This window comes from Streptomyces sp. NPDC090025, assembly GCF_044748125.1.
GTDB lineage: Bacteria > Actinomycetota > Actinomycetes > Streptomycetales > Streptomycetaceae > Streptomyces.
In genome coordinates this window covers 21,269-45,901 of the sequence record NZ_JBIVFL010000025.1, presented here as the reverse complement: position 1 = coordinate 45,901, position 24,633 = coordinate 21,269, and the positions used below count along the sequence as shown (strand labels likewise).

Sequence of the window (24,633 nt, the reverse complement as noted above, 5' to 3'; positions counted from 1 at the left end):
TGGAAGCCCAGTAATGGGTGGAGCTGACCGGTACTAATAGGCCGAGGGCTTGTCCTCAGTTGCTCGCGTCCACTGTGTTTGTTCTGAAGCAACGAACAGTTGCTGGTATGAGAGCAGAACACAACTTTAAAGTGTGCTTGTTCGCTCGAAACCGATAGGGTTTCGGTGGCCATAGCGTTAGGGAAACGCCCGGTAACATTTCGAACCCGGAAGCTAAGCCTTTCAGCGCCGATGGTACTGCAGGGGGGACCCTGTGGGAGAGTAGGACGCCGCCGAACAATCTTTCAGGACCCCTGGTCCCAGCGTTCACGCTGGGACCAGGGGTCCTTTTGTTTTTCCTTGAAATTGCTGAAAGCGCGCCGCGGTGCCGGCTGCGCGAGAATGATGTAGTACCCGAAGACAGGAGTCACGTCGATGTCCACCAACTCTCCCGACGACCGCCCCGAGCGCGAGCCGCGCCGCCGGGACGGTGGCGAGCGGGGCGGCTTCCGTGGCCCGCGTCGTGACGACAGCCGCGGCGACAACCGTGGTGGCGGCGGCTACGGCGGCGGTGGCGGCGGTTACCGTGGCCGCGATGACCGCGGTGGCGACAGCCGTGGCGGCGACCGTCCCTCGTACCCCCGTCGTGACGACAACCGCGGTGGTGGCGGCGGCTTCCGCCGTGACGACCGTGGTGGCGACAACCGTGGTGGCGGCGGCTACGGCGGTGGCGGCGGCGGTTACCGTGGCCGCGATGACCGTGGTGGCGACAGCCGTGGCGGCGACCGCCCGTCGTACCCCCGTCGCGATGACCGTGGTGGCGACAACCGTGGTGGCGGCGGCTACGGCGGCGGTGGCGGCGGTTACCGAGGCCGTGACGACCGGGGTGGCGACCGCCCGTCGTACCCGCGCCGCGATGACAACCGTGGCGGCGGCGGTGGCTACCGTGGCCGCGACGACCGGGGCGGCGACCGTCCCTCGTACCCGCGCCGTGACGACCGTCCGGACTTCCGCCGCGACGACCGCCGTGACGACCGTGGTGGCGACCGTCCGTCGTACCCCCGTCGCGACGACCGTGGTGACCGGGGCGACCGCCCGTCGTACCCGCGCCGTGACGACAACCGTGGCGGCGGCGGTGGCTACCGTGGCCGCGACGACCGGGGCGGTGACCGTCCCTCGTACCCCCGTCGCGACGACCGTGGCGGCGACAACCGCGGTGGTGGCGGTGGCTTCCGCCGTGACGACCGGGGTGACCGTCCCTCGTACCCGCGCCGTGACGACCGTCCGTCCTACCCGCGTCGCGACGACCGCGGTGACCGGGGTGACCGTCCCTCGTACCCGCGTCGTGACGACCGTGGTGGCGACAGCCGTGGTGGCGACCGTCCCTCGTACCCCCGTCGCGACGACCGTCCGGACTTCCGTCGCGACGAGCGTCGTGACGACCGTGGTGGCGACCGTCCGTCGTACCCCCGTCGTGACGACCGTGGTGACCGTCCCTCGTACCCGCGCCGTGACGACAACCGTGGCGGCGGCGGTGGCTACCGTGGCCGCGACGACCGGGGCGGCGACCGCCCGTCGTACCCGCGTCGCGACGACCGTGGTGACCGGGGCGACCGGGGCGACCGTCCCTCGTACCCCCGTCGTGACGACCGTGGTGGCGACAGCCGTGGTGGCGGCTACGGCGGCGGGTTCCGTGGGCGGGACGACCGTGGGGGTCGTGACGACCGCGGTGGCGACCGTCGGTTCTCGGACCGGCCGCCGATCAAGCGGCTGCCGATCCCGCCGGAGGTCACCGGTGAGGAGATCGACCAGGACGTGCGGCAGGAGCTCCTGAGCCTGCCCAAGACGCTGGCCGAGGACGTCGCCCGCAACCTCGTCATGGTCGCCCAGCTGATCGACGAGGAGCCGGAGAAGGCGTACGAGTACTCCCGCGTCGCGCTGCGGCTCGCGTCCCGCGTCGCCGCCGTCCGCGAGGCGGCCGGCTTCGCCGCGTACGCCACGCAGAAGTACTCCGAGGCCCTGGCCGAGTTCCGGGCCGCCCGCCGGATGACCGGTGGCGTGGAGCTGTGGCCGGTCATGGCCGACTGCGAGCGCGGTCTCGGCCGTCCGGAGCGGGCCCTGGCCATGGCCGGTGAGCCCGAGGTGCAGAAGCTGGACAAGGCCGGGCAGGTCGAGATGCGGCTCGTCGCCGCCGGTGCCCGCCGGGACATGGGGCAGCTCGAGGCCGCCATCGTGACCCTGCAGAGCCCCGAGCTGGCGTCCAGCGCCAACCACCCGTGGACCGCGCGACTGCGCTACGCCTACGCGGACGCGCTGCTCGCGGCCGGCCGTGACGGCGAGGCCCGTGAGTGGTTCGCCAAGGCCCTGGAGGCCGACAAGGACGGGTCCACGGACGCGTCCGACCGGCTCGCCGAGATGGACGGGGTCGAGTTCGTCGACGCCTTCGACGACGAGGACGAGGCCGACGACGCCGAGGACGCCATCGAGGCGGAGGAGGCCGCGGCCGAGGCCCGGCTCGACGCCGAGGCCGACGACCGTGACCGCGACGACGACCTGGACGAGGACGACGACGCGGACGACCTCGACGACATCGACGCCGATGACGACGTCGACGGTGCCGACAAGCGCTGATCGCTGAGCGACGCATGACGCACGAAGGGCGCCACCCCCACCGGGGGTGGCGCCCTTCGGCGTTCGTGGGCTCGTTTCCGGGCCCACTGGGCTCAGTCGAGCGCGAGGCTGCGCAGCACCAGGCCGGTCGCCGGCTTCGGGCCGAACGACGTCGACTTGCGCGGCATGGTGACGCCCTGCCGGGCCAGGTCGCGCACGACCTCCTCCTTCACCGGGTGCATCAGGACCGCCGTACCGCCGCGCCGCTCGGCCTGCTCGACGGCGGCGCGGGTGTCGTGGATGTAGCTGATGTCCTCGGGGGCGTCCGGGATGCCCCAGACGTGGTCCAGGAGGGTGGCGTGCAGCACGGTCGCGTCCAGGGTGCGCCATGCCTCGGGGCGGTCGGTGCGGACGGTACGGGCGAGCAGCGCCGGGTCCGGGCGGTCGAGCAGGTGGTACGTGCCGTCGCCCGCGAGCAGGAACGCGTTGCCCTCGGCGCTGGCGGCGGCCAGGGCCTCCTGGGCGGCCGCGAGCGGGCCCTCGACGCGGGTGACCCGGAAGGCGTCGCCGACGGCGGCGAGCGCGTCGGCGACCGGGAGCCTGCCCAGCAGCCGGTGGATGGCGCGGACCCGCAGCGGATAGCGGGCGGTGTCGATGAGCAGCACCAGGCCGTAGTTCCAGGGGCCCGGCACGGTGTGCTCGTCGCGCAGCCGCAGGTAGGTGGCCCAGCGGTGGTGGCCGTCGGCGATGAGGGCCTGGTGGCGGGCGAGCTCGGTGGCCACGGCCGTCAGGTCGGCCGGGTTGGTCACCGCCCACAGCCGGTGCTGGAAGCCGTCCTCGGTGGTCGTGGTGAGCAGCGGCTCGCGCTGGACGACCCGGTCGACGACGGCGCCCGCGCCGTCGCCGTCGCCGCGGTAGGTCAGGAGCAGCGGCTCCAGGTTGGCGGCGGTGGTGCGCATCAGGTCGGCGCGGTCCTCGACGACGTGCGGCATGACGTCCTCGTGGGGGAGCACGATGCCCTCGGCGGGGGTGGACAGCTCCAGGGCGCCGATCAGGCCGCGTTGCAGGATGCCGTCGCCGCGCTGCTCGTACACGTAGATCGCGGGGTCGGGGTCCGGGGCGAGGACGCCGTCGGCGAGCCAGCGGTCGAGGGTGACGGCGGCCTTGCGGTGCCGGGTGCCCGCGGTGATCGCCTGCGGCAGGATCAGCCGGACGATGTTGTGCGGGTCGGCGGACTCCAGCTCGAGCAGGCCGTCGGGCCGGACGACGACGTCGTACGGCGGGGAGGTCACGGCGGCCAGGCTGCCGACCCGTTCGGGGACGTAGCGGAGCCCCCGGAAGGGGCTCAGCCGGAGACCGGGGGCGCGGACGTCGTCGGCCGCGTGACCTGAGGTGTTCATCTCGTCATCGTAGGTGGCGGAGGGGCATGAGAGATGATCGGGGGAGCGGTGGAACAGCTGTGAGCGACGTGAGGAGTGCACGACATGACGGGATTCGGCCACGGGCGGCAGGTCAGGACTCGGCCGGATGCCAGTGAGCGGCCGTTGAGCGAGGCGTACGACACCGCCCTGCTCGATCTGGACGGGGTCGTGTACTACGCGGGCGGGAGCGCGATCGCGCACGCCGTGGACGCGCTCGGCGCGGCCCGCGCGGGCGGGATGCACCTGGCTTACGTCACCAACAACGCGCTGCGCCCGCCGGGGGTCGTCGCGGAGCATCTGACCGAGCTGGGGGTGCCGACCGGGCCCGCCGACGTGATCACCTCGGCGCAGGCGGTGGCCCGGCTGATCGCCGACGAGGTGCCGGCCGGTTCGCGGATCCTGCTGATCGGCGGTGAGGGGCTGCGGGTGGCGCTGCGCGAGCGCGGTCTGGTGCCGGTGGAGTCGCTGGACGACGACCCGGTCGCGGTGGTGCAGGGGTACGGCGGTCCCGAGCTGCCGTGGGGGCGGTTCGCGGAGGCGGCGTACGCGATCGGGCGCGGGCTGCCCTGGTACGCGTCGAACACCGATCTGACCATTCCGAGTGCCCGGGGCATCGGCCCGGGCAACGGGGCGGCGGTGGAAGTCGTCCGGATCGCGACGGGCGCCGAGCCGAAGGTCGCGGGCAAGCCGTTGCCCCCGATGCACCGTGAGACGGTGCTGCGGACCGGTGCGCGGCGGCCGCTGGTGGTCGGGGACCGGCTGGACACGGACATCGAGGGCGCGTTCAACGGTGAGGTGGACTCGCTCCTTGTGTTCACCGGGGTGACCGATGTGCGGCGGCTGCTCGCGGCGGTGCCGGAGCACCGGCCGACGTATGTGGCGGCGGATCTGCGCGGGCTGCTCACGCCGCAGCCCGGGGTGTCGGAGACCGCCGCCGGTCCGCACACCGGGTTCGCGTGCGGCGGCTGGACGGGCTTCGTGCGGGGCGGCGCGCTCGGTGTCGAGACGGACGGGGACGGGAGCGTGGCCGGGCTCGACCCGATGGACGGGGTACGGGCGCTGTGCGCGGCGGCCTGGTCGTACGCGGGGGAGGGGTCGTGCGACCTGGACCCGGGGAAGGCGCTGGCCCGGCTGGGGCTGAACTAGGGCGGGTGTCGAGCGCTGGGGCCCGGTGGAGCGGGCGGGGCCGTGGGGCGGCAGGCCCGGGGCCCGGCCAGCGGGCCCGTGCCAGGGGATCGATCACCTCTGGGAGGGTAGGCTAACCTAACCTGGTGTTGGTCGAGAGTCCCACCCGTGCGAGCGCGGAGCCGAGCGGTCCTGCCCAGAAGCCGACGCGCCGCGATTCGCTGCGTGCCGTCGGACTGGTCGCGGCCGTCGGTGTCCTGCTGCTGATCTGTGTCCTCAGCATCATGATCGGTGCCAAACCGGTGCCGCTCGGCGATGTCTGGCACGGCCTCTTCCAGAACAGCGGCATCCGCAACGACGTCGTCATCCACGACGTCCGGGTGCCCCGCACCCTCCTCGGCCTCCTCGTCGGCATCGCCCTCGGCCTGTCCGGCGCCGTGATGCAGGGCCTCACCCGCAACCCGCTCGCCGAGCCCGGACTGCTCGGCGTCAACGCGGGCGCGGCCGCCGCCGTCGTCACCGGCATCGCGTTCTTCGGCGTCACCGACGCCTCCTCGTACGTCTGGTACGCCTTCGTCGGCGCGGCCGTCGTCTCCGTGGTGGTCTATCTGCTCGGCGGCAGCCGCAGCGCCACCCCGGTCCGGCTCGCGCTCGCCGGCACCGCGGCCACCGCCGCCCTGTACGGCTACGTCAACGCCGTACAGCTGCTGAACTCGGCCGCCCTGGACCGGCTGCGGTTCTGGACGGTCGGCTCGCTCGCCGACGCCAACATGGACACGGTGGGGCGGGTCGCCCCGTTCATCCTGGTCGGCGCCGTCCTCGCGCTGCTCATCGCCCGGCCGCTGAACGCCATGGAGATGGGCGACGACACCGCCACGTCGCTCGGCGCGAACCTCAACAGGACCCGGGTGATCGCGATGGCCGCCGTCACCCTGATGTGCGGCGCCGCGACCGCCGCCTGCGGCCCGATCGTGTTCGTCGGCCTGATGGTCCCGTACATGGTGCGCGCGATCACCGGCCCCGACATGCGCTGGATCCTGCCGTACGCCGCCGTCCTGTCGCCGGTGCTGCTGCTCGGCTCCGACGTCATCGGCCGGGTCGTGGCCCGCCCCTCCGAACTCCAGGTCGGCATCGTCACCGCGCTCATCGGCGGGCCCGTCTTCATCCGTCTCGTCCGTCGCAAGAGGATGGCCCAGCTGTGAGCACCAAGTCCCTGCGGACCGCGGGCGGCCTGTCGATACGGTACGAGCCGCGCGCCCTCCTGTCCGTCCTCGGCCTGCTGGTGGCCGCGCTCGCCACCGCCGTCGTCCTCATCGGCAGCGGCGACTTCCCGATGAGCCCCGGCGACGTCGTCACCACCCTGCTCGGCAACGGCACCGAGGTGCAGAAGTTCGCCGTCATGGACCTGCGGCTGCCGCGCGTCCTGGTCGCCGTGTTCGTCGGCGCCGCGCTCGGCATCGGCGGCGCCGTGTTCCAGTCGATCTCCCGCAACCCGCTCGGCAGCCCCGACATCATCGGCTTCGGCCAGGGCTCCAGCGTCGGCGCGCTGCTCGTCATCGTGCTGTTCCAGGGCAGCGCGGCGGCGACCGCGGGCGGCGCCGTCGTCGGCGGACTCGTCACCGGCACCGTGATCTACCTGCTCGCCTGGAAGCGCGGGGTGCACGGCTACCGCCTCGTCCTCATCGGCATCGGCGCCGCCGCCATGCTCACCGCCGTCATCCACTACCTGATCACCAAGGCGCAGCTGGTCGACGCGACCCGCGCCGTGGTGTGGATGACCGGCTCGCTCGAAGGCCGGGACTGGGCGCAGTTCTGGCCCTTGTTCGCGGTCTGCTGCCTGCTGATCCCGCTGGTGCTCGGGCACGGCCGGGCGCTGCGGATGCTGGAGATGGGCGACGACGCCGCGTACGCGCTCGGCGTCAAGGTCGAGCGGACCCGGATCGTCCTGATGGCCTCGGCGGTGCTGCTCGTGGCCGTCGCCACCGCCGCGGCGGGCCCGATCGTCTTCGTGTCGCTGAGCGCGCCGCAGCTGGCCCGCCGCCTCACCCGCTCGCCCGGACCCAATCTGGCGGCCTCCGCGATGATGGGCACCGCGCTGCTCCTGATCGCCGACTGGACCGCGACCAACGCCTTCGGCGAGCGCCAGCTGCCCGTCGGTGTCGTGACCGGCATCCTCGGCGGCTGCTACCTGCTGTGGCTGCTCGTCAGCGAGCGCAAGGCGGGCCGCCTGTGACCGCCGTCGCCCACGACCACGGCCAGATCCACGGCCAAAGCCACAGCCACGACCGCACACGACCTGAAGGAAACGGGAGCAGGGGCATGAAGACCGCGCAGGGTACGAACCGGCAGCAGCAGGGTCAGCGGCTCGGCGCCGAGTCGGTCACGCTCGCCTACGACCAGCGGGTCATCGCCCGCGACCTCAGCGTCGAGATCCCCGACAACTCCTTCACGGTCATCGTCGGCCCCAACGCCTGCGGCAAGTCCACCCTGCTGCGCGCGCTGTCCCGGATGCTCAAGCCCACCCAGGGCCGGGTGCTGCTCGACGGGCAGTCCATCCACTCCATGCCCGCCAAGAAGGTCGCCAAGACCCTCGGGCTGCTCCCGCAGTCGTCCATCGCGCCCGACGGCATCACCGTCGCCGACCTGGTCGCCCGCGGCCGCTACCCGCACCAGGGCCTGCTGCGCCAGTGGTCGCCGGAGGACGAGCGGGTGGTCCAGGAGTCGATGGCCGCGACCGGGGTCGCCGAACTGGCCGAGCGGTACGTCGACGAACTGTCCGGCGGTCAGCGCCAGCGGGTCTGGATCGCCATGGCCCTCGCCCAGCAGACGCCGCTGCTGCTGCTCGACGAGCCGACCACCTTCCTCGACATCCAGCACCAGATCGACATCCTCGACCTGTGCGCCGAGCTCCACGAGAACCAGGGCCGGACCCTGGTCGCCGTGCTGCACGACCTCAACCACGCGGCCCGCTACGCCACCCATCTGATCGCCTGCCGCGACGGCGAGGTCGTCGCCGAGGGCCCGCCGGGCGAGGTCGTCACCGCCGAGCTGGTGGAGCGGGTCTTCGGGGTGCGCTGCCAGGTCATCGACGACCCGGAGACCGGCACCCCGCTGGTCGTCCCGGCGGGCCGCCAGGCGCGCCGGAAGCCGGCCGCCGCCCCGGCCGGGGCCGAGGCCGCCGACGGGACCGCCGCCGGTACCGACGCGGGGATACGGGACGGGCTCGTCGTGCCGGAGCCGGCGCGGGCCTCGTAAGGGCCTCGTACGGGCGCTCGCGGCGCGGGCCTCGTAGGGGCGCCCCCAGGCCCCGGCCCGTACCGCCGGGCCCCGGCCCGTACCGCTGTCGTCGGCGTCGCTAGAGCAGCGCGCGCAGGCGCAGCAGGTCGCGGAAGCCGGCCTCCAGGCCGACCCGGCCGGAGGCCCACGCCTTCGCGAAGTTCAGCTCGCCGCCGACCATCGCCACCAGGTCGTCGCCGGTCATCCGCAGCCGGATCTGGGCCTTCTCCGGGGGCGGGCCCGCGACTGTGTCGCGCACCTCGATCCGGCCGTCGACGAGACGGCCGGTGAAGGTGGTGTCCAGGTCGGTGATGTGGCAGCTCAGCGTGCGGTCGAGGGCGGCGGCGCCGCGCACCTCGCCGTCCGCGCGGGCCAGGTTGTCGGAGAGCTTGTCGAGTGCGGCACGGCACTCCGTGATCGTTGCCATCGGGGTCGACCGTACCCCACCCCTTCGCGGTAGCGTCGTGGCATGAACGACGCGCATCCGCAGGCCGCGGCGGCCGGGACCCCGGACCAGGGCACGCTCCCGGACGCGGCCGCGCCCCCGGCCGGGGAACCGGTGCGGGACCTGCTGCCCGTCGCCTCGGAGGACCCGGCGCACGACCCGTACGAGGCCGCCGGGCCCGCGCCGCTCGGCGTCGTCCGGGTGCTCACCGGACGCCCGGCCGTGGACGCGCTGCTCGACCGGCTCGGCGACGCCGACCACCTGACGGCGGACGGACACCTCGACGTGTACGAGGATGTACACCGAGGGCTGCGCGCCGAGCTGACCGCGCTCGACGCACCGCAAGGCCCCCGTCCGTACGACAACAGGAGCTGAACCGAACGTGGCAGGACCGGCACGCCGCCGTCTCGACGCCGAGCTGGTACGGCGCAAGCTCGCGCGCTCGCGCGAGCACGCCAGCCAGCTGATCGCCGCGGGGCGGGTGAGCGTCGGCAAGACCGTCGCCACCAAGCCCGCGACCCAGGTCGAGACCGCCGCGGCCATCGTGGTCGCCGACGACGACAGCGACCCCGACTACGTGTCGCGCGGCGGCCACAAGCTGGCCGGGGCGTTCGCCGCGTTCGTGCCGCTGGGGCTGCGCGTCGAAGGGCGGCGGGCGCTCGACGCGGGCGCCTCCACCGGCGGCTTCACCGATGTCCTGCTGCGCGCCGGAGCCGCCCATGTCGTCGCCGTCGACGTCGGCTACGGGCAGCTCGCCTGGTCGCTGCAGAGCGACGAGCGGGTCACCGTCAAGGACCGCACCAACGTGCGCGAGATGACCCTCGACGCCATCGACGGCATCCCCGTCGACCTGGTCGTCGGCGACCTGTCCTTCATCCCGCTCGGCCTGGTGCTGCCCGCCCTGGTCGCCTGCACCGCGCCCGACGCCGACCTGGTCCTGATGGTCAAGCCGCAGTTCGAGGTCGGCAAGGAACGCCTCGGCACCGGCGGCGTGGTGCGCAGCGCCGAGCTGCGCGCCGACACCGTCAAGAACGTGGCCCGGCAGGCCGCGGACCTCGGGCTCGGTGTCCTCGGGGTCACCGCGAGCCCGCTGCCCGGCCCGTCGGGGAACGTCGAGTACTTTCTGTGGCTGCGGGCCGGGGCGCCCGCACTTGATCCGTCGGAAGTCGACCGCGCCGTGGCGGAAGGACCTCGTTGAGCACTGGTTCGAGCACGTCCAACGAAAGCAGCCGCACCGTATTCCTGCTCGCGCACACCGGCAGACCCGCCGCCGTGCGCAGCGCCGAACTCGTCGTCCTCGGGCTGCTGCGCAGCGGCATCGGGGTGCGGGTGCTCGCGGCGGAGGCGGCCGACCTGCCGCTGCCGCCCGCCGTCGAGCGGGTCCCGGACGGCTGCGCCGACGCGCTCGACGGCTGCGAGCTGCTGATCGTCCTCGGCGGCGACGGCACCCTGCTGCGCGGCTCGGAGTTCTCCCGGGCCTCCGGGGTGCCGATGCTCGGCGTCAACCTGGGCCGGGTCGGCTTCCTCGCCGAGGCCGAGCGCGACGACCTCGACAAGGTCGTGGACCGGGTGGTCACCCGCGCCTACGAGGTCGAGGAGCGGATGACGCTCGACGTCACCGTCTACCAGAACGGCGACGTGCTGCACCGGGACTGGGCGCTCAACGAGGCGGCCGTGCAGAAGGTGTCGCCGGAGCGGATGCTGGAGGTCGTGCTCGCCATCGACGGGCGGCCGGTGACCGGCTTCGGCTGCGACGGGGTGATCTGCGCGACGCCGACCGGCTCCACCGCGTACGCGTTCTCCGCCGGGGGCCCGGTGATCTGGCCCGAGGTGGAGGCGCTGCTCATGGTGCCGATCGGGGCGCACGCGCTGTTCGCGAAGCCGCTGGTCACCACGCCCGAATCGGTGCTTGAGGTGGAGGTCGAGCCGCACACCCCGAGCGGGGTGCTGTGGTGCGACGGCCGCCGCACGGTCGAGCTGCCCGCCGGGGCCCGGGTCGAGGTGCGGCGCGGTGCCGTGCCGGTCCGGCTCGCCCGGCTGCACCACGCCTCCTTCACCGACCGGCTGGTCGCGAAGTTCGCGCTGCCGGTGTCCGGCTGGCGCGGCGCCCCGCACTGACCCCGGCCGCGGAGCCGGTCCGCCGGGCCGTCCGCGGCACCTCGCGTCAACGCGCCGCCGACCCGTCCCACGGCGCCCCGGAGGGGGCGACGTGGCACCGGGTGGGGAAAACCTCGTATGGTCTGGGGCGTGCTGGAGGAGATGCGGATACGGTCGCTGGGTGTCATCGACGACGCCGTCGTCGAGCTGTCACCCGGTTTCACCGCCGTGACCGGCGAGACCGGTGCGGGCAAGACCATGGTGGTGACCAGCCTCGGGCTGCTGCTCGGCGGGCGCGCCGACCCGGCCCTGGTACGGATCGGGGCGGGCTCCGCCGTGGTCGAGGGGCGCATCACGCTGCCCCCCGGCGCGGCCGTTGTCGCGCGCGCCGAGGAGGCGGGCGCCGAACTCGACGAGGGCGCGCTGCTGGTCAGTCGTACCGTCTCGGCCGAGGGCCGGTCCCGCGCGCACCTCGGCGGGCGTTCGGTGCCGGTCGGGCTGCTCGCCGAGCTGGCCGACGAACTCGTCGCCGTGCACGGCCAGACCGACCAGCAGGGCCTGCTGAAGCCCGCCCGGCAGCGCGGCGCGCTCGACCGGTACGCGGGCGACGCCGTCGCCGTGCCGCTCGCCGCCTACGGCGAGGCGTACCGGCGGCTGCGGGCCGTCGCCGTCGAGCTGGAGGAGATCACCACCCGGGCCCGGGAGCGGGCCCAGGAGGCCGATCTGCTGCGGTTCGGGCTCGGCGAGGTCGAGGCCGTCGAGCCGCGCGCGGGCGAGGACGCCGAGCTGGCCGCCGAGGCGGAGCGGCTCGGGCACGCCGAGTCCCTGGCCTCCGCCGCCGCGCTCGCGCACGCCGCGCTCGCGGGCCAGCCGGAGGACCCGGAGGCGGTGGACGCGACGACGCTCGTCGCGGGCGCCGGCCGGGCCCTGGAGGCCGTACGGGCGCACGACCCGGCGCTCGCGGCGCTCGCCGACCGGATGGGGGAGATCTCCATCCTGTTGTCCGACGTGGCCGGTGAACTCGCCGGGTACGCCGACGACCTGGACGCCGACCCGCTGCGGCTGGCCGCCGTCGAGGAGCGGCGGGCGGCGCTGACCCAGCTGATCCGCAAGTACGGCGAGGCCGGTGCGGGCACGGCGGGCGTGCTCGACTGGGCCGAGCGGAGCGCCGCCCGGCTGACCGAGCTGGACGGCGACGACGACCGGGTCGGGGAGCTGACCGCCGAGCGCGACCGGCTGCGCGACGAGCTGTCGGTGCTGGCCCAGCGGCTCACCGACGCCCGGATGGAGGCGGCCGACCGGTTCGCCTCGGCGGTCACCGCCGAGCTGGCGTCGCTCGCGATGCCGCACGCGCGCGTGTCGTTCGCGGTCCGGCAGACCGAGGACCCCGAGGGCGTGGAGGTCGGCGGTCGCCGGGTGGCCTGCGGTCCGTCCGGCGCCGACGAGGTCGAGCTGCTGCTCGCCCCGCACCCCGGCGCCCCGCCGCGGCCGATCGCCAAGGGCGCGTCCGGTGGTGAGCTGTCCCGGGTGATGCTCGCCGTGGAGGTCGTGTTCGCCGGCACCGACCCGGTGCCGACCTATCTCTTCGACGAGGTCGACGCGGGTGTCGGCGGCAAGGCGGCGGTCGAGATCGGCCGCAGGCTCGCCAAGCTGGCCAGGACCGCGCAGGTCGTGGTCGTCACCCATCTGCCGCAGGTGGCGGCCTTCGCCGACCGGCAGCTGCTGGTCGAGAAGACCAACGACGGCTCGGTCACCCGCTCCGGCGTCACCGTCCTGGAGGGCGAGGACCGGGTGCGGGAGCTGTCCCGGATGCTCGCGGGCCAGGAGGACTCCGAGACGGCGCGGGCGCACGCCGAGGAGCTCCTCGCGACGGCCAGGGCGGACGCCTGACGGACCCCGGCCGTACGGGAGCGTGAAACCGTTTCCGTACGGGGGCGGTGCGCCGTCCCGTACGGGAGCCTCCGGGTCGTCCGTACGGCGGGAGCGAGCCGTTCCGTACCGGAGGGGCGCGTGGCGCGAGGCGGCGCGCGCTCACCCGTGTGGGTGATCCCGGGCGGTGAGTTGCGGCGACGCCGACGGCAACGGGGCCTCTTCGGTGCCGGAACGTGCGTACGGACTGGCATCCTTGGGCGCGTGACACAGCTCCGTACGGTCCAAGTGCTGGGCGGCGGCAGCGCGGGCGGCAGCGCGCACGTCAGATCGCTGGCCTCGGGGCTCGTGGCGAGGGGCGTGCGGGTGACCGTCTGCGCACCGCCCGAACTCGACCAGGTCTACGACTTCCAGGGCGCGGGCGCCCGGCTCGTCCCGGTGCCGCCCCGCGGCGGCACCGCGGGCGTCGCGCTGCTCCGCAACGTCTTCATCGGCGCCGACGTGGTGCACGCGCACGGCCTCGACGCCTCCGTGCGGGCCTCGCTCGCGCTGTCCGGCGGCGCCGGGCCGCGCACCCCGCTGGTCACCACCTGGCACACCCGCAGCCAGGTCAGCGGCGCCCGCGGCGGTCTGGTCCGGCTCCTCGAACGGCGGACCGTGCGGGCGGCGGCCGTCGTCCTCGGCACCTCGTCCGAACTCGTCGACCGGGCCCGCAGGCGCGGCGCCCGCGACGCCCGGCTCGGCCCGGTCACGGTGCCCGCCTCGCGCGCCCCCGTCTGCCTCCACGACGGCAAGGCCAGGGCCGAACTCGGCGCCGTCGACCGGCCGTTGCTGATGGCGGTCGGCGCGCTCGAAGCGGGCCGCGGGTACGGCATGCTGCTCGACGCGGCCCGGGTCTGGCGGGACCTCGATCCGCAGCCGCTGCTCGTCATCGCGGGCGAGGGCCCGCAGCGCCCGCGGCTGCAGCGGCGGATCCAGGACGAAGGGCTCGCGGTCCGGCTCATCGGCCGCCGCGACGACGTCGCCGAACTCCTCGCCGCCGCCGACATCGCGGTCCTGCCGTCCCGCTGGGAGGCCCGCTCGCTGCTCGCCCAGGAGGCCCTGCGGCTCGGCGTGCCGCTGGTCGCCACCGCCGTCGGCGGCGTGCCCGAACTCGTCGGCAAGGCCGCCGAACTCGTCGAGCACGGCGACGCCGAGGGCCTCGCCGCCACCGTGTGCGCCCTGCTCGACGACACCGACCGGCGCCTCGACCTGGCGGCGGCCGGCCGGGTGCAGGCGGGCACCTGGCCCACCGAGGACGAAACGATCGCGCACGTCCTCAGCGTCTACGACGAGCTGTCCGACCGGGCCAGACCGGCTCCGGCTCCGTAGCGCCGGTCCCGCCCGGACACTCCGCCCGGCTACTCCGTGTGCCGCCGGGCCCGCAGCGCGAGGGACAGCGCGAGCACCGTCTGCGGGTCGTCCAGGTCGGTGCCGAGCAGCTCGGCGATCCGGCCGAGCCGGTTGTACAGCGTCTGCCGGTTCAGATGCAGCTCGCGCGCGGTCTCCGCCTTGCGGCCCGCGTGCGCCAGATAGGTCTCCAGGGTCGGCAGCAGCGGCGGCCGCGAGGTGCGGTCGTGCTCCCGCAGCGGGCCGATCGCCCGGTCCACGAACGCCGCCAGATCGGCGTGACCGCCCGGCTGGTGGCGCATCCGCCACAGCAGCAGATCGGTGTCGAGCCGCCGGGCGTCGTACCAGGGCAGGTCCGTCAGGCCCTGCGCGGCCGTCGCCGTCTCCGCCGCGTGCCGCAGGCCCGCCGAGGCCGCCGCCCAACTGCCCGCCACGCCCACCACGACCACCGGCGGGTGCGCGCCCGCCCGTTCCAGACCGGCCCGCTCCACCCCGGCCCGCAGCGCCGCCGCGACCCGGTCGGCGACCGCCGTCCGCTCGGTCTCGGACCGCAGCCCGAGCAGCAGCGGCACCCGGCCCTCCACCGGCCGCACCCCGAGCAGCACCGGCACGCCCACCGAGGACAGCTCCTCCAGGACCGCCCGGGCCAGCAGCGCCCAGTTGCCGGAGGGGGAGAGCTCGGAGGCCAGCCGCATCACCACCGGGAGCAGCGGTCCGTCGCCCGGCCGGAAGCCGAGCACCCGGGCCTGCGCCGGGGCGTCCTCGGCGCCGATCCGGCCCTCGGCGAGATCGCTGAGGAAGTCGCCGCGGCCGCGCGCGGCCAGCTCCTCCTCCTGCCGGGCCTGCATCAGGACCACCGCGAGCAGCCCGGCCGCCCGCTCGGCCGCCATCCGGTGCACCGGGGACAGCGGCGACGACACCGCGAGCAGCACCAGCCGGGCCCGGACCGAGGCGCTGCCGGGGCCGCCGCCGGGCACGTCGACCAGGACCGCGCCGGTCGGCGGGCCGGACTCGCGGGCCGCCCGCTGGCCGCGCAGCCCGTCCCACACCTGGAGCGGGTCGGCCGGTTCGGACTCGGTGCCCGCCGCGTACAGGAGCTGTCCGTCGGGGGTCTCCAGGAACACCGGGTTCAGCGCGAAGTCCGCCAGGATCCGCAGCACCTGCGGCACCCCGCCGCCGCCGAGCAGCGCCTCGGTGCACTGCCGGTGCACCTCCTCGGCCTGCCGGAGCAGCGCGTAGTGCCCGTTGACGATCTCGGTGTGGATCTCCTCGGTGACGGCGACGAACGGCACCTCGCGGTGCAGCTGCACCAGCGGAAGACCGGTGGCCCTCGCGGTCTCCACTATCGTCGCGGGCAGCCGGGCGAAGCGCGGGCCGAGCTCGACCACCAGGGCGGCGATGCCGCGTTCGGCGAGCCGCCGGACGAACGCCCGCTGCTCGGCGGGCCGGGTGCCGAGGCCGAGACCGGTGGTGAGGAGCAGTTCGCCGCCCTTGAGCAGCGACGCGATGTTCGGGACCTCGCCCGCGTGCACCCAGCGCACGGTGCGGTGCAGCCTGTCGGCGCCCGCCACGACCTCGGGGAGTCCGCCGCGCAGACCCGGCAGTTCGAGGGCGCGCTGGACGGTGATCCCGCCCTGACTTTCCATGGACATGGAGCCGGACGCTACCTCCCATAAGGGGTTTCTGGACATGGCCCGGGCATCACCCGGGCCGACACCTCGTCCGCCCGGGTAGACAACTCGTCGCCCCCCGGCGTCACTTGCGCGGCTGTCCGTCGAGTGTGTGCTGCGTCACGCGGCGGCGTGCGCGGCCGGGGCGATGTTGTGGTTGAAGCGGAACACGTTGTCGGGGTCGTACGCGGCCTTCACCTCGGCGAGCCGCCGCCGGTTGGCCTCGCCGAAGCCCTCGGCGACCCGCTGCGCGCCCTCGGCGCCGATGAAGTTCAGATAGACCGCGCCGGTCGACCAGGGCATGGCGTCGGCCCGTACGTCCTTCACCCAGCCGATCGCCCGCTCGTCGTCGGCGGGGTCGTCCCACACCGCGAACGGGTGGACCGCCCACGGCGCCGTCCGCCACGGCACCGGGTAGTCGGCGGGGCCGTTCGCCACCTGCCCGCCCAGCGGGAACATCACGTGCTGCATCGCCGACGGCACGACCATCCCGGCGGCGCGGGCGCAGAACACGTCGACGGCGGTGTCGGGGAACTCCGCCAGATACTCGGCGGACCAGTAGTTCCGCATCCCCGGCGGGTCGTCGAGCATGCACTGGAAGTCGGCGTACGGCACGTCCATCACCATCTCGACGGCCGGGCCGAGCGCGAACAGCGGCGCCGCCAGCTCACGGGCCCCGTCGACCGGACCGGCGTACGTCACCAGGGCGCCGCTCAGCAGGGTGCCCCGCAGCTCCGCCGGTACGAACTCCTCCGGCGGCCCGGTCAGATAGATCCCGCCGCCGCCCGCCTCGTCCGGGGCGCCCTCGGCCAGGTCGCGGAAGGCCCGGATCACCTCGGGTCCGGCCGCCGCCGGGTAGAGCAGCATCGCGATGGAGAAGTCCGGCAGCGGATGCACCCGCAGGGTCATCGAGGTCGCCACGCCGAAGTTGCCGCCGCCGCCGTGCAGCGCCCAGAACAGCTCCGGGTTCTCCTCGTCGTCCGCGTGCACCGAGCGGCCCGCGGCCGTCACCAGGTCCACGGCCAGCAGGTTGTCGCAGGCGAGCCCGAACTTGCGCTCCAGCCAGCCGGAGCCGCCGCCGAGGGTGAAGCCGCCGACGCCGGTGGTGGACGCCCGTCCGCCGGTCACCGCGACCTGGAACGGCTGGCAGGCCCGGTCCAGATCGCTCATGGTGGCGCCGCCCTCGACCCGGGCCGTCATGTTCTCCGGGTCGACGACCACCGTGTTCATCCGCCGCAGGTCGACCACCAGACCGCCGTCGTTGAGCGCCGAACCGGCCACGCTGTGCCCGCCGCCGCGGACCGCGATCGGCAGCTCGGTCTCCCGGCCGAACAGCACGGCGTGGGTGACGTCGGCGGCGGTCTCGCACTGGGCGATCACCGCGGGCCGCCGGTCGATCATCGCGTTGAAGACGACCCTGGCCTCGTCGTAGCCCGGATCACCGGGCACGTACACCGGTCCCGCGAGATCCTCGCGGAGTCCGGCGAGCGCGCTGTCCGAAGGGGTGTGCTGGGGAGCCATGGGATGCCCCCCTTCCGTGCGGGGGACGGGACACCTTCATCGTAGGTCCGGGTCCCGTCCCCGTCGTGCGCTGCGGCGGCCGCGCGGGTACGGCGCGGGGTCAGCCGCCGTACGCGCCCGAGGCGGTGAGCCGCAGCGCCGTGTCGATCAGCGGGACGTGGCTGAACGCCTGGGGGAAGTTGCCCACCTGGCGCTGCAGCCGCGGGTCCCACTCCTCGGCCAGCAGACCGAGGTCGTTGCGGAGCGCGAGCAGCTTCTCGAACAGCCGCCGGGCCTCGTCGACCCGGCCGATCATCGCCAGGTCGTCGGCCAGCCAGAACGAGCAGGCCAGGAACGCGCCCTCGTCGCCCTCCAGACCGTCCACGCCCGCCTCGGCGCCCGAGGTCGGGTAGCGCAGCACGAACCCGTCCTCGGTGGACAGCTCCCGCTGGATCGCCTCGATCGTGCCGATCACCCGCTTGTCGTCCGGCGGCAGGAAGCCCATCTGCGGAATGAGCAGCAGCGAGGCGTCGAGTTCCCGCGAGCCGTAGGACTGGGTGAAGGTGTTGCGTTCCTTGTCGTAGCCCTTCTCGCAGACGTCCCGGTGGATCTCGTCGCGCAGCTCGCGCCAGCGCTCCAGGGGTCCGTCGGCGTCGCCGGACTCGATCAGCTTGATCGTGCGGTCCACCGCGACCCACGCCATCACCTTGGAGTGCACGAAGTGCCGGCGCGGCCCGCGGACCTCCCAGATGCCCTCGTCGGGCTGGTCCCAGTGGGTCTCCAGGTAGCGGATCAGCTTCAGCTGGAGCAGCGAGGCGTAGTCGTTGCGGGACAGGCCCGTCATGTGCGCCAGGTGCAGCGCCTCGGTGACCTCGCCGTACACGTCGAGCTGGAGCTGGTTCGCGGCGCCGTTGCCGACCCGGACCGGGCCGGAGTTCTCGTACCCCGGGAGCCAGTCCAGCTCCGCCTCGCCGAGCTCGCGCTCGCCCGCGATGCCGTACATGATCTGCAGGTTCTCCGGGTCGCCCGCGACCGCCCGGAGCAGCCAGTCCCGCCAGGCGCGGGCCTCCTCGCGGTAGCCGGTGCGCAGCATCGAGGAGAGGGTGATGGCCGCGTCCCGCAGCCAGGTGTAGCGGTAGTCCCAGTTGCGGACGCCGCCGATCTCCTCCGGCAGCGAGGTGGTCGGCGCGGCGACGATCCCGCCGGTCGGCGCGTAGGTGAGCGCCTTCAGCGTGATGAGGGAGCGGACCACCGCCTCCCGGTAGGGGCCGTGGTACGTGCAGTGCTCGACCCATTCGCGCCAGAACTCGGCGGTCGCGTCCAGCGAGCCCTGCGGGTCGGGCAGCGACGGCGGCTCCCTGTGCGAGGGCTGCCAGGACAGCGTGAAGGTCACCTTGTCACCGGGGGTGACGGTGAACTCCGAGTAGGTGGTGAGGTCCTTGCCGTGGGTCTCGGCGTCGGTGTCCAGCCAGACCGAGTCGGGGCCCGCGACGGCCACCGTGCGGTCGCCGACCTTGTGCACCCAGGGCACCACCCGGCCGTAGCTGAACCGCATCCGCAGCGAGGAGCGCATCGGCACCCGGCCGCTGACCCCTTCCACCACGCGGATCAGCTGGGGAGCCCCGTCGCGCGGGGGCATGAAATCGGTCACCCGGACCGTGCCGCGTGGGGTGTCCCACTCGGACTCCAGGATGAGCGAGTCGCCTCGGTAGCGGCGCCGGTCGGCGTGCGGAGCGGGGGCGTCGGGCGGGACGGCGGGACCGACCCGCCAGAACCCGTGTTCCTCCGTGCCGAGCAGCGCCGCGAACACGGCGTGCGAATCGAAGCGGGGCAGGCAGAGCCAGTCGACACTGCCGTCCCGGCAGACCAGGGCGGCGGTCTGCATGTCTCCGATGAGTGCGTAATCCTCGATGCGCCCGGCCACGTGCTTCACTCCAGATCGAACGGCTCCGTCACCCAGCGGGGCGACGGTTACTGGTCAGCGGTCAAGGGATCGTTGACGAGCTCATGTACCGGTTGACAGCGGGGGTGGTGCCGTGCCGGTCCGGCTCGGCAGCGCGTGTCCGAGCAGAATACGACGCACCCTAGTGATCGACCGCGCCGATCTTGTAACGGCGCTGAGCCGATCGGGTGAACGGGTCTTGACCTCGGCCGAGAAGCGTCGGCACGGCGTCGTCACCCGCCCCCGCGGCCACCCGCGGTCCCCGCCGGGCACCGGCCGGGTCCCGGCGCAGGCCGGACCCGTGCCCGGCCCACGAGCCCCACCGGCGCACCCGGTCGCCGACCGTGTGCACCCGACTGCCCCGTGTGGCCGGAAGCGGTCTCCCGATGTCGCTGATACCCTGGTACCCCGTGGACCGGTGGGAAACGGCGACAGCCGAAGACCCCGAAACCGCAGCGACGGCACCCCCCGATTCTTCCCGAGGGGCCGCCGGAACGCACCTCCAGAACGCGACCACGGGAGCCCCCTCTTGGCGATGCCGCCCAATTCCACGACGACCAAGCACATCTTCGTCACCGGGGGTGTCGCTTCCTCCCTCGGCAAGGGCCTGACCGCCTCGAGCCTGGGTGCCCTGCTCAAGGCGCGGGGCCTGCGGGTCACGATGCAGAAGCTCGACCCGTACCTGAACGTCGACCCCGGCACGATGAACCCGTTCCAGCACGGCGAGGTGTTCGTCACCAACGACGGCGCCGAGACCGACCTGGACATCGGCCACTACGAGCGCTTCCTCGACGTCGACCTCGACGGCTCGGCCAACGTCACCACCGGCCAGGTCTACTCGCAGGTCATCGCCAAGGAGCGGCGCGGCGAGTACCTGGGCGACACCGTGCAGGTCATCCCGCACATCACCAACGAGATCAAGTCCCGGATCCGCCGGATGGCCACCGACGACGTCGACGTCGTCATCACCGAGGTCGGCGGCACCGTCGGCGACATCGAGTCGCTGCCCTTCCTGGAGACGGTCCGCCAGGTCCGCCACGAGGTCGGCCGCGACAACGTCTTCGTCGTGCACATCTCGCTGCTGCCGTACATCGGCCCGTCCGGCGAGCTGAAGACCAAGCCGACCCAGCACTCCGTCGCCGCGCTGCGCAACATCGGCATCCAGCCCGACGCGATCGTGCTGCGCGCCGACCGCGAGGTCCCGACCGCCATCAAGCGCAAGATCTCGCTGATGTGCGACGTCGACGAGGCCGCCGTGGTCGCCGCCATCGACGCCAAGTCGATCTACGACATCCCGAAGGTGCTGCACTCCGAGGGCCTGGACGCCTATGTCGTCCGCAAGCTCGACCTGCCCTTCCGCGACGTGGACTGGACCGTCTGGGAGGACCTGCTCGACCGCGTCCACAACCCCGACCACGAGGTCACCGTCGCGCTCGTCGGCAAGTACATCGACCTGCCCGACGCCTACCTGTCGGTCACCGAGGCCATGCGCGCCGGCGGCTTCGCCAACAAGGCCCGGGTCAAGGTCAAGTGGGTCACCTCCGACGAGTGCAAGACCCCGGCCGGTGCCGAGAAGCAGCTCGGCGACGTCGACGCCATCCTCATCCCCGGCGGATTCGGCGACCGCGGTGTGGCCGGCAAGGTCGGCGCGATCCGCTACGCCCGCGAGAACAAGGTGCCGCTGCTCGGCATCTGCCTGGGCCTGCAGTGCATCGTGATCGAGGCCGCGCGCAACCTGGCCGACATCCCCGAGGCCAACTCCACCGAGTTCGACCCGGCCACCGCCCACCCCGTCGTCTCGACGATGGAGGAGCAGCTGGCGTACGTCGAGGGCGCGGGCGACCTGGGCGGAACGATGCGCCTCGGGCTCTACCCGGCGAAGCTCGCCGAGGGCTCCGTGGTCCGCGAGACCTACGGCGACGAGCCGTACGTCGAGGAGCGCCACCGCCACCGCTACGAGGTGAACAACTCCTACCGCGCGGAGCTGGAGAAGAAGGCCGGTCTGGTCTTCTCCGGCACCTCCCCGGACAACAAGCTCGTCGAGTACGTCGAGTACCCGCGCGAGGTGCACCCCTACCTGGTCGCCACCCAGGCGCACCCGGAGCTGAAGTCCCGCCCGACCCGCCCCCACCCGCTGTTCGCGGGCCTGGTCAAGGCGGCCGTCGAGCGCAAGACGGCCAAGTAGTACGGCGCGTTAACGTAGCCGGGGTACGGGTCCTGCGACAGGACCCGTACCCCGGTTTTTTCGTCTGTGGGAGGACTTCTGATGCAGGTGCAGGACACCCCGGAGGAGTGGCAGGTCGTCGCCACCGTCACCCCCTTCACGGGGAACAAGACGAGTGTCCGCACGGACGACGTGGTGATGCCGGACGGCGCGGTCGTCCGCCGCGACTACCAGGTGCACCCCGGCTCGGTGGCGGTCGTCGCCCTCGACGACCAGGACCGGGTGCTGCTGCTCAAGCAGTACCGCCACCCGGTGCGGCAGAAGCTGTGGGAGATCCCGGCCGGACTGCTCGACGTGCCCGGTGAGAACCCGCTGCACGCGGCGCAGCGCGAGCTGTACGAGGAGGCGCACGTCAAGGCCGAGGACTGGCGGGTGCTGACCGACGTCTACACCACACCCGGCGGCTGCGACGAGGCCGTACGGATCTTCCTGGCCCGCGATCTGTCCGAGGCGGAGGGCGAGCGCTACGAGGTCTCCGAGGAGGAGGCCGACCTGGAGTACGCGCGGGTCCCGCTGGCCGAGCTGATCCGCGGCGTCCTCGCGGGCGAGCTGCACAACAACTGCCTGGTGGTGGGCGTGCTCTCGCTGGCCGCCGCACGCTCCGGCGACGGCCTCGACGCGCTGCGCCCGGCGGACGCGGAGTGGCCGGCCCGGCCGTTCCAGGTCTGAGCGTCCCCGGCGGCCCGGGCGGGTACGGGCGGGGCTCGGCGCGCGGGGGTGCGCCGGGCCCCGGCCCCGTACCCGGGGCGCCCGGTCCGACAATCCAGTGATCCGATCGGGGGATCCCTCCGCCGCGCTCCGCCCGGTCCGCCCCGTTCGCTGAACTACGCTCGGGATCGCCCGTGCGGAGCCCCCCGCGGGATCGTCGTGCGCAGCTGTGTGCGCAGGTGGACGGGAGCGTGGCCCGTGACGGATCAGGCGGTGGCAGCGGTCGGCACCGTGCGGTTCTACGGCCGTCAGCGGGAGCTGAAGGCGCTGCGGGCCGACATCGAACGCACCGGCCTCGACACCCTGACCGGCCGCAAGGCGCCCCGCGCCCGGGTGCTCCTGATCGCGGGCAAGCCCGGCTCGGGCCGCACCGCGCTCGCCGAGGAACTGGCCCTGCGGCTCGCCGACGGCTACCCCGACGGGATGTTCCGGGTCCGGCTCACCGAACCCGGCGGCGACCCGGTGCCCACCGGCCGCGCCGCGCGGGAACTGCTCGCCGCGCTCGGCGTCGCCGAACCGCCGGGCGCCGCCGAGGACGAACTGTCCGCCCTGGTGCGCGGCGCCTTCACCGGCCGCAGGGCGCTGCTGCTGCTCGACGACGCCGTCGACGCCGAACAGGTCGACCCGCTGCTCCCGGACAACCCCGACGCGCTGGTGGTCGGGGTGGCCAGGGGGCCGCTCACCGGGATCCCCGACGTCCGGCCGTGCACGGTCGGCGGGCTCGACGCCAAGTCGGCCATCGAACTGCTCACCACCTTCACCGGCTCCGTACGGGTCACCGTCGACCCGCAGGCCGCCGAGAGCCTGGCCGAGGAGTGCGGCGGCCAGCCCGGCGCGCTCGTGCTCGCCGGGGGCTGGCTGGCGGCCCGCCCCAAGTCGTCGGTCGCCGATCTCACCAAGCGGCTGCGCGGGCTCACCGGCAGCCCGGTCGAGCGGACGTTCGCGCTGGTCCACGAGTCGCTGCCGCAGCCCGCCGCGCGGATACTGCGACACCTGAGCCTGGCCCCGCTGGGCCGGGCCGACGCCCACACCGCCTCCGCGCTCGCGGGCTGCTCGGTCTCCGCCGCCGCGACCACCCTCGCCGACTTCGCCGCGCTCGGACTCGTCCGGGAGGTGCCGCAGTCGCGGCCCGTGACGGACGGCGACGGGCCCTGCGGCGACGGGCAGTACGAGGTGCCCGGGTATCTGATGCCGCTGCTGCGGGCCGAGCTGACCGAGCGGGACCGGCCGGCCGAGGTGCAGCTGGCCCGGGCCCGGATGCTGGAGCGGACGGTCCGGCTGCTGCAGTCCAGCCGCGCGGTCACCGAGCCCGAGGGCTCCGCCGCCCGCCGCCGCCTGGCCGGGCTGCCGCGCGCGCTGCGCTTCCCGAACGCCGCCACCGCCGCCGCCTGGCTGGACAGCCGCCGCCCGGTGCTGCTCGCCGCGGCCCGGCTCGCGGTCGCCGACGGGGAGCTGGACACCCTGGCCCGGCGGCTGATCGCCGCGCTGGTACGCGCGCTCGCCGCGCACCGCGGCCCGGCGGCCGCCGCCCCCGACCTCTATGGGCTGCACCGGCTCGTCCTGGACGTCGCCGAGCGGCGCGGGCTGCACCGGGAGCGGGCCGCGGCCCTCCTGAACCTGGCCGACCTGGATGCGTCCACCGGGCGCACCGAGGACGCTCTGCAACGATATCGGTTGGCTTTGGAGGCTGGACGCGCAGCAAATGACCCGTACGCCACCGGTCGCGCAATGGAATCCGTAGGTGGCGCCTATCAGGAGCTGGGCGACTGGCAGCGTGCGGGGGACTGGTACGGCCGGGCCCTCGCCCAGCGGCTGGCCCGCGACGAGCGGCCCGATCAGGCCCGGCTCTACGCCCGGCTCGGCGCCGTGCACACCTACGCCGGGCGCTACGGCGAGGCGCTGCGGAACTGGCGCGCGGCGGCCTCCGGCTACCGGCGGCTCGACGATCTCCCGGGCCACGCACGGGCGTTGAGCGAGGCCGCCCGGGTCCAGGAATACGCCGGACGCCCCGAGGAGAGCCTGCGGACCTGCGAGGAAGCGGTCGAGTGGGCCCGCCGCGCCAGGGACGGACGGCTGCAGGCCGCGCTGCAGCTCAGGCTGGCCGACACCCTCGACCGGCTCGGCGATCCGGCCGCCGCCCGGCTGCACCGGTCCGCGGCGGAACGGCTGCTCGGGGACGAACTTCTCGGATCGGAGCCCTCCGCCTACGAAATCCGTAGTGGTTCTGGCGAAGATTAGTACTTTGAAAGGCTAGACAGCGGGAAGTCCTTCATTAGACTGGGTTCGCCGCGTTCGAACGTGGTGTGTCCCGGTGCGCCGCAGTGCATCCGGGTATGTATGGCTATGTCACGTCTTTCGGCCGTGTCATGGCCGCTGCC

The 24,633-nt window shown here is 73.8% G+C and carries 20 protein-coding genes and 1 rRNA gene; 15 read left to right on the top strand and 6 right to left on the bottom strand.

Annotated elements, in window-relative coordinates; all coding sequences use genetic code 11:
- Positions 1–161 precede the first annotated feature (161 nt).
- Positions 162–278 (top strand): 5S ribosomal RNA (gene rrf / locus ACIPXM_RS35010).
- Positions 279–284: 6 nt separating this feature from the next.
- Here rrf and ACIPXM_RS35005 read toward each other — a convergent pair.
- Entirely contained in the window at positions 285–422 is a 138-nt protein-coding gene (locus tag ACIPXM_RS35005) for a hypothetical protein (RefSeq protein ID WP_401664056.1), read from the bottom strand.
- 152 nt (positions 423–574) lie between these two features.
- Here ACIPXM_RS35005 and ACIPXM_RS35000 point away from each other — a divergent pair, with 152 nt between their 5' ends.
- Positions 575–1,813, top strand: a complete 1,239-nt coding sequence (locus ACIPXM_RS35000; protein ID WP_401664053.1) for a hypothetical protein — start codon at positions 575–577, stop codon at positions 1,811–1,813.
- Positions 1,795–2,610 carry a hypothetical protein gene (locus tag ACIPXM_RS34995; RefSeq protein WP_401664051.1) on the top strand — a complete coding sequence of 272 codons (816 nt, stop codon included), beginning with the start codon at positions 1,795–1,797 and terminating at the stop codon, positions 2,608–2,610. The genes ACIPXM_RS35000 and ACIPXM_RS34995 overlap by 19 nt, the downstream gene beginning before the upstream one ends.
- A gap of 92 nt (positions 2,611–2,702) precedes the next feature.
- On the opposite strand, the gene ACIPXM_RS34990 is transcribed toward ACIPXM_RS34995, so the two are convergent.
- Positions 2,703–3,989 (bottom strand): DUF1015 domain-containing protein, encoded by a 1,287-nt coding sequence (locus ACIPXM_RS34990; protein ID WP_401664049.1) that lies wholly within the window; start codon positions 3,987–3,989, stop codon positions 2,703–2,705.
- Positions 3,990–4,073: 84 nt separating this feature from the next.
- Between ACIPXM_RS34990 and ACIPXM_RS34985 the strand changes: the two genes are divergently transcribed.
- The 4 genes from ACIPXM_RS34985 to ACIPXM_RS34970 all read left to right on the top strand — a co-directional run bounded on the left by ACIPXM_RS34985 (position 4,074) and on the right by ACIPXM_RS34970 (position 8,390).
- On the top strand, positions 4,074–5,156 hold the full coding sequence (locus tag ACIPXM_RS34985) for an HAD hydrolase-like protein (RefSeq protein ID WP_401664046.1): 1,083 nt from the start codon (positions 4,074–4,076) through the stop codon (positions 5,154–5,156).
- A gap of 125 nt (positions 5,157–5,281) precedes the next feature.
- On the top strand, positions 5,282–6,337 hold the full coding sequence (locus ACIPXM_RS34980) for an iron chelate uptake ABC transporter family permease subunit (RefSeq protein ID WP_401664044.1): 1,056 nt from the start codon (positions 5,282–5,284) through the stop codon (positions 6,335–6,337).
- On the top strand, positions 6,334–7,368 hold the full coding sequence (locus ACIPXM_RS34975) for a FecCD family ABC transporter permease (RefSeq protein WP_401664042.1): 1,035 nt from the start codon (positions 6,334–6,336) through the stop codon (positions 7,366–7,368). Before ACIPXM_RS34980 ends, ACIPXM_RS34975 begins: the two co-directional genes overlap by 4 nt.
- Before the next feature lie 86 nt (positions 7,369–7,454).
- On the top strand, positions 7,455–8,390 hold the full coding sequence (locus ACIPXM_RS34970; RefSeq protein WP_401664040.1) for an ABC transporter ATP-binding protein: 936 nt from the start codon (positions 7,455–7,457) through the stop codon (positions 8,388–8,390).
- A gap of 100 nt (positions 8,391–8,490) precedes the next feature.
- Here the strand turns inward: ACIPXM_RS34970 and ACIPXM_RS34965 are convergent, their stop codons facing one another.
- A complete protein-coding gene (locus ACIPXM_RS34965) occupies positions 8,491–8,838 on the bottom strand; it encodes an SCP2 sterol-binding domain-containing protein (RefSeq protein WP_401664037.1) in 348 nt (115 codons plus the stop codon).
- Positions 8,839–8,880: 42 nt separating this feature from the next.
- On the opposite strand from ACIPXM_RS34965, the gene ACIPXM_RS34960 reads away from it, so the two are divergent.
- From ACIPXM_RS34960 to ACIPXM_RS34940, 5 genes are all read left to right on the top strand, one after another.
- Positions 8,881–9,231 carry a hypothetical protein gene (locus ACIPXM_RS34960; RefSeq protein ID WP_401664035.1) on the top strand — a complete coding sequence of 117 codons (351 nt, stop codon included), beginning with the start codon at positions 8,881–8,883 and terminating at the stop codon, positions 9,229–9,231.
- 7 nt (positions 9,232–9,238) lie between these two features.
- Positions 9,239–10,054, top strand: a complete 816-nt coding sequence (locus tag ACIPXM_RS34955; RefSeq protein WP_401664033.1) for a TlyA family RNA methyltransferase — start codon at positions 9,239–9,241, stop codon at positions 10,052–10,054.
- A complete protein-coding gene (locus tag ACIPXM_RS34950; protein ID WP_401664031.1) occupies positions 10,051–10,974 on the top strand; it encodes an NAD kinase in 924 nt (307 codons plus the stop codon). Before ACIPXM_RS34955 ends, ACIPXM_RS34950 begins: the two co-directional genes overlap by 4 nt.
- A 117-nt stretch (positions 10,975–11,091) precedes the next feature.
- Positions 11,092–12,843: a DNA repair protein RecN gene (gene recN, locus ACIPXM_RS34945; RefSeq protein WP_401664029.1), complete on the top strand. Its 1,752-nt coding sequence runs from the start codon at positions 11,092–11,094 to the stop codon at positions 12,841–12,843.
- Between the two features lie 243 nt (positions 12,844–13,086).
- Complete coding sequence (locus ACIPXM_RS34940; RefSeq protein WP_401664026.1) at positions 13,087–14,193, top strand: glycosyltransferase family 4 protein; 1,107 nt, start codon at positions 13,087–13,089, stop codon at positions 14,191–14,193.
- Between the two features lie 29 nt (positions 14,194–14,222).
- Here the strand turns inward: ACIPXM_RS34940 and ACIPXM_RS34935 are convergent, their stop codons facing one another.
- The 3 genes from ACIPXM_RS34935 to ACIPXM_RS34925 all read right to left on the bottom strand — a co-directional run bounded on the left by ACIPXM_RS34935 (position 14,223) and on the right by ACIPXM_RS34925 (position 19,305).
- Complete coding sequence (locus tag ACIPXM_RS34935; RefSeq protein WP_401664060.1) at positions 14,223–15,857, bottom strand: PucR family transcriptional regulator; 1,635 nt, start codon at positions 15,855–15,857, stop codon at positions 14,223–14,225.
- Between the two features lie 144 nt (positions 15,858–16,001).
- A complete protein-coding gene (locus ACIPXM_RS34930) occupies positions 16,002–17,402 on the bottom strand; it encodes an FAD-binding protein (RefSeq protein WP_401664024.1) in 1,401 nt (466 codons plus the stop codon).
- 100 nt (positions 17,403–17,502) lie between these two features.
- Positions 17,503–19,305 (bottom strand): glycoside hydrolase family 15 protein, encoded by a 1,803-nt coding sequence (locus ACIPXM_RS34925; RefSeq protein WP_401664022.1) that lies wholly within the window; start codon positions 19,303–19,305, stop codon positions 17,503–17,505.
- Positions 19,306–19,858: 553 nt separating this feature from the next.
- Between ACIPXM_RS34925 and ACIPXM_RS34920 the strand changes: the two genes are divergently transcribed.
- From ACIPXM_RS34920 to ACIPXM_RS34910, 3 genes are all read left to right on the top strand, one after another.
- Positions 19,859–21,508 carry a CTP synthase gene (locus ACIPXM_RS34920; RefSeq protein ID WP_401664020.1) on the top strand — a complete coding sequence of 550 codons (1,650 nt, stop codon included), beginning with the start codon at positions 19,859–19,861 and terminating at the stop codon, positions 21,506–21,508.
- Between the two features lie 81 nt (positions 21,509–21,589).
- Positions 21,590–22,216, top strand: a complete 627-nt coding sequence (locus ACIPXM_RS34915; protein ID WP_401664018.1) for an NUDIX domain-containing protein — start codon at positions 21,590–21,592, stop codon at positions 22,214–22,216.
- A gap of 237 nt (positions 22,217–22,453) precedes the next feature.
- Entirely contained in the window at positions 22,454–24,493 is a 2,040-nt protein-coding gene (locus ACIPXM_RS34910) for a tetratricopeptide repeat protein (RefSeq protein WP_401664016.1), read from the top strand.
- The last annotated feature ends 140 nt before the right edge of the window (positions 24,494–24,633 follow it).

Coding starts and splice junctions, on each gene's coding strand:
- ACIPXM_RS35000 (WP_401664053.1), top strand. CDS start 575: ATGACCGCGGTGGCGACAGCCGTGGCGGCGACCGTCCCTCGTACCCCC.
- ACIPXM_RS34990 (WP_401664049.1), bottom strand. CDS start 3,989: ATGAACACCTCAGGTCACGCGGCCGACGACGTCCGCGCCCCCGGTCTC.
- ACIPXM_RS34985 (WP_401664046.1), top strand. CDS start 4,074: ATGACGGGATTCGGCCACGGGCGGCAGGTCAGGACTCGGCCGGATGCC.
- ACIPXM_RS34970 (WP_401664040.1), top strand. CDS start 7,455: ATGAAGACCGCGCAGGGTACGAACCGGCAGCAGCAGGGTCAGCGGCTC.
- ACIPXM_RS34965 (WP_401664037.1), bottom strand. CDS start 8,838: ATGGCAACGATCACGGAGTGCCGTGCCGCACTCGACAAGCTCTCCGAC.
- ACIPXM_RS34960 (WP_401664035.1), top strand. CDS start 8,881: ATGAACGACGCGCATCCGCAGGCCGCGGCGGCCGGGACCCCGGACCAG.
- recN (WP_401664029.1), top strand. CDS start 11,092: ATGGTCTGGGGCGTGCTGGAGGAGATGCGGATACGGTCGCTGGGTGTC.
- ACIPXM_RS34935 (WP_401664060.1), bottom strand. CDS start 15,857: ATGGAAAGTCAGGGCGGGATCACCGTCCAGCGCGCCCTCGAACTGCCG.
- ACIPXM_RS34930 (WP_401664024.1), bottom strand. CDS start 17,402: ATGGCTCCCCAGCACACCCCTTCGGACAGCGCGCTCGCCGGACTCCGC.
- ACIPXM_RS34920 (WP_401664020.1), top strand. CDS start 19,859: ATGCCGCCCAATTCCACGACGACCAAGCACATCTTCGTCACCGGGGGT.
- ACIPXM_RS34915 (WP_401664018.1), top strand. CDS start 21,590: ATGCAGGTGCAGGACACCCCGGAGGAGTGGCAGGTCGTCGCCACCGTC.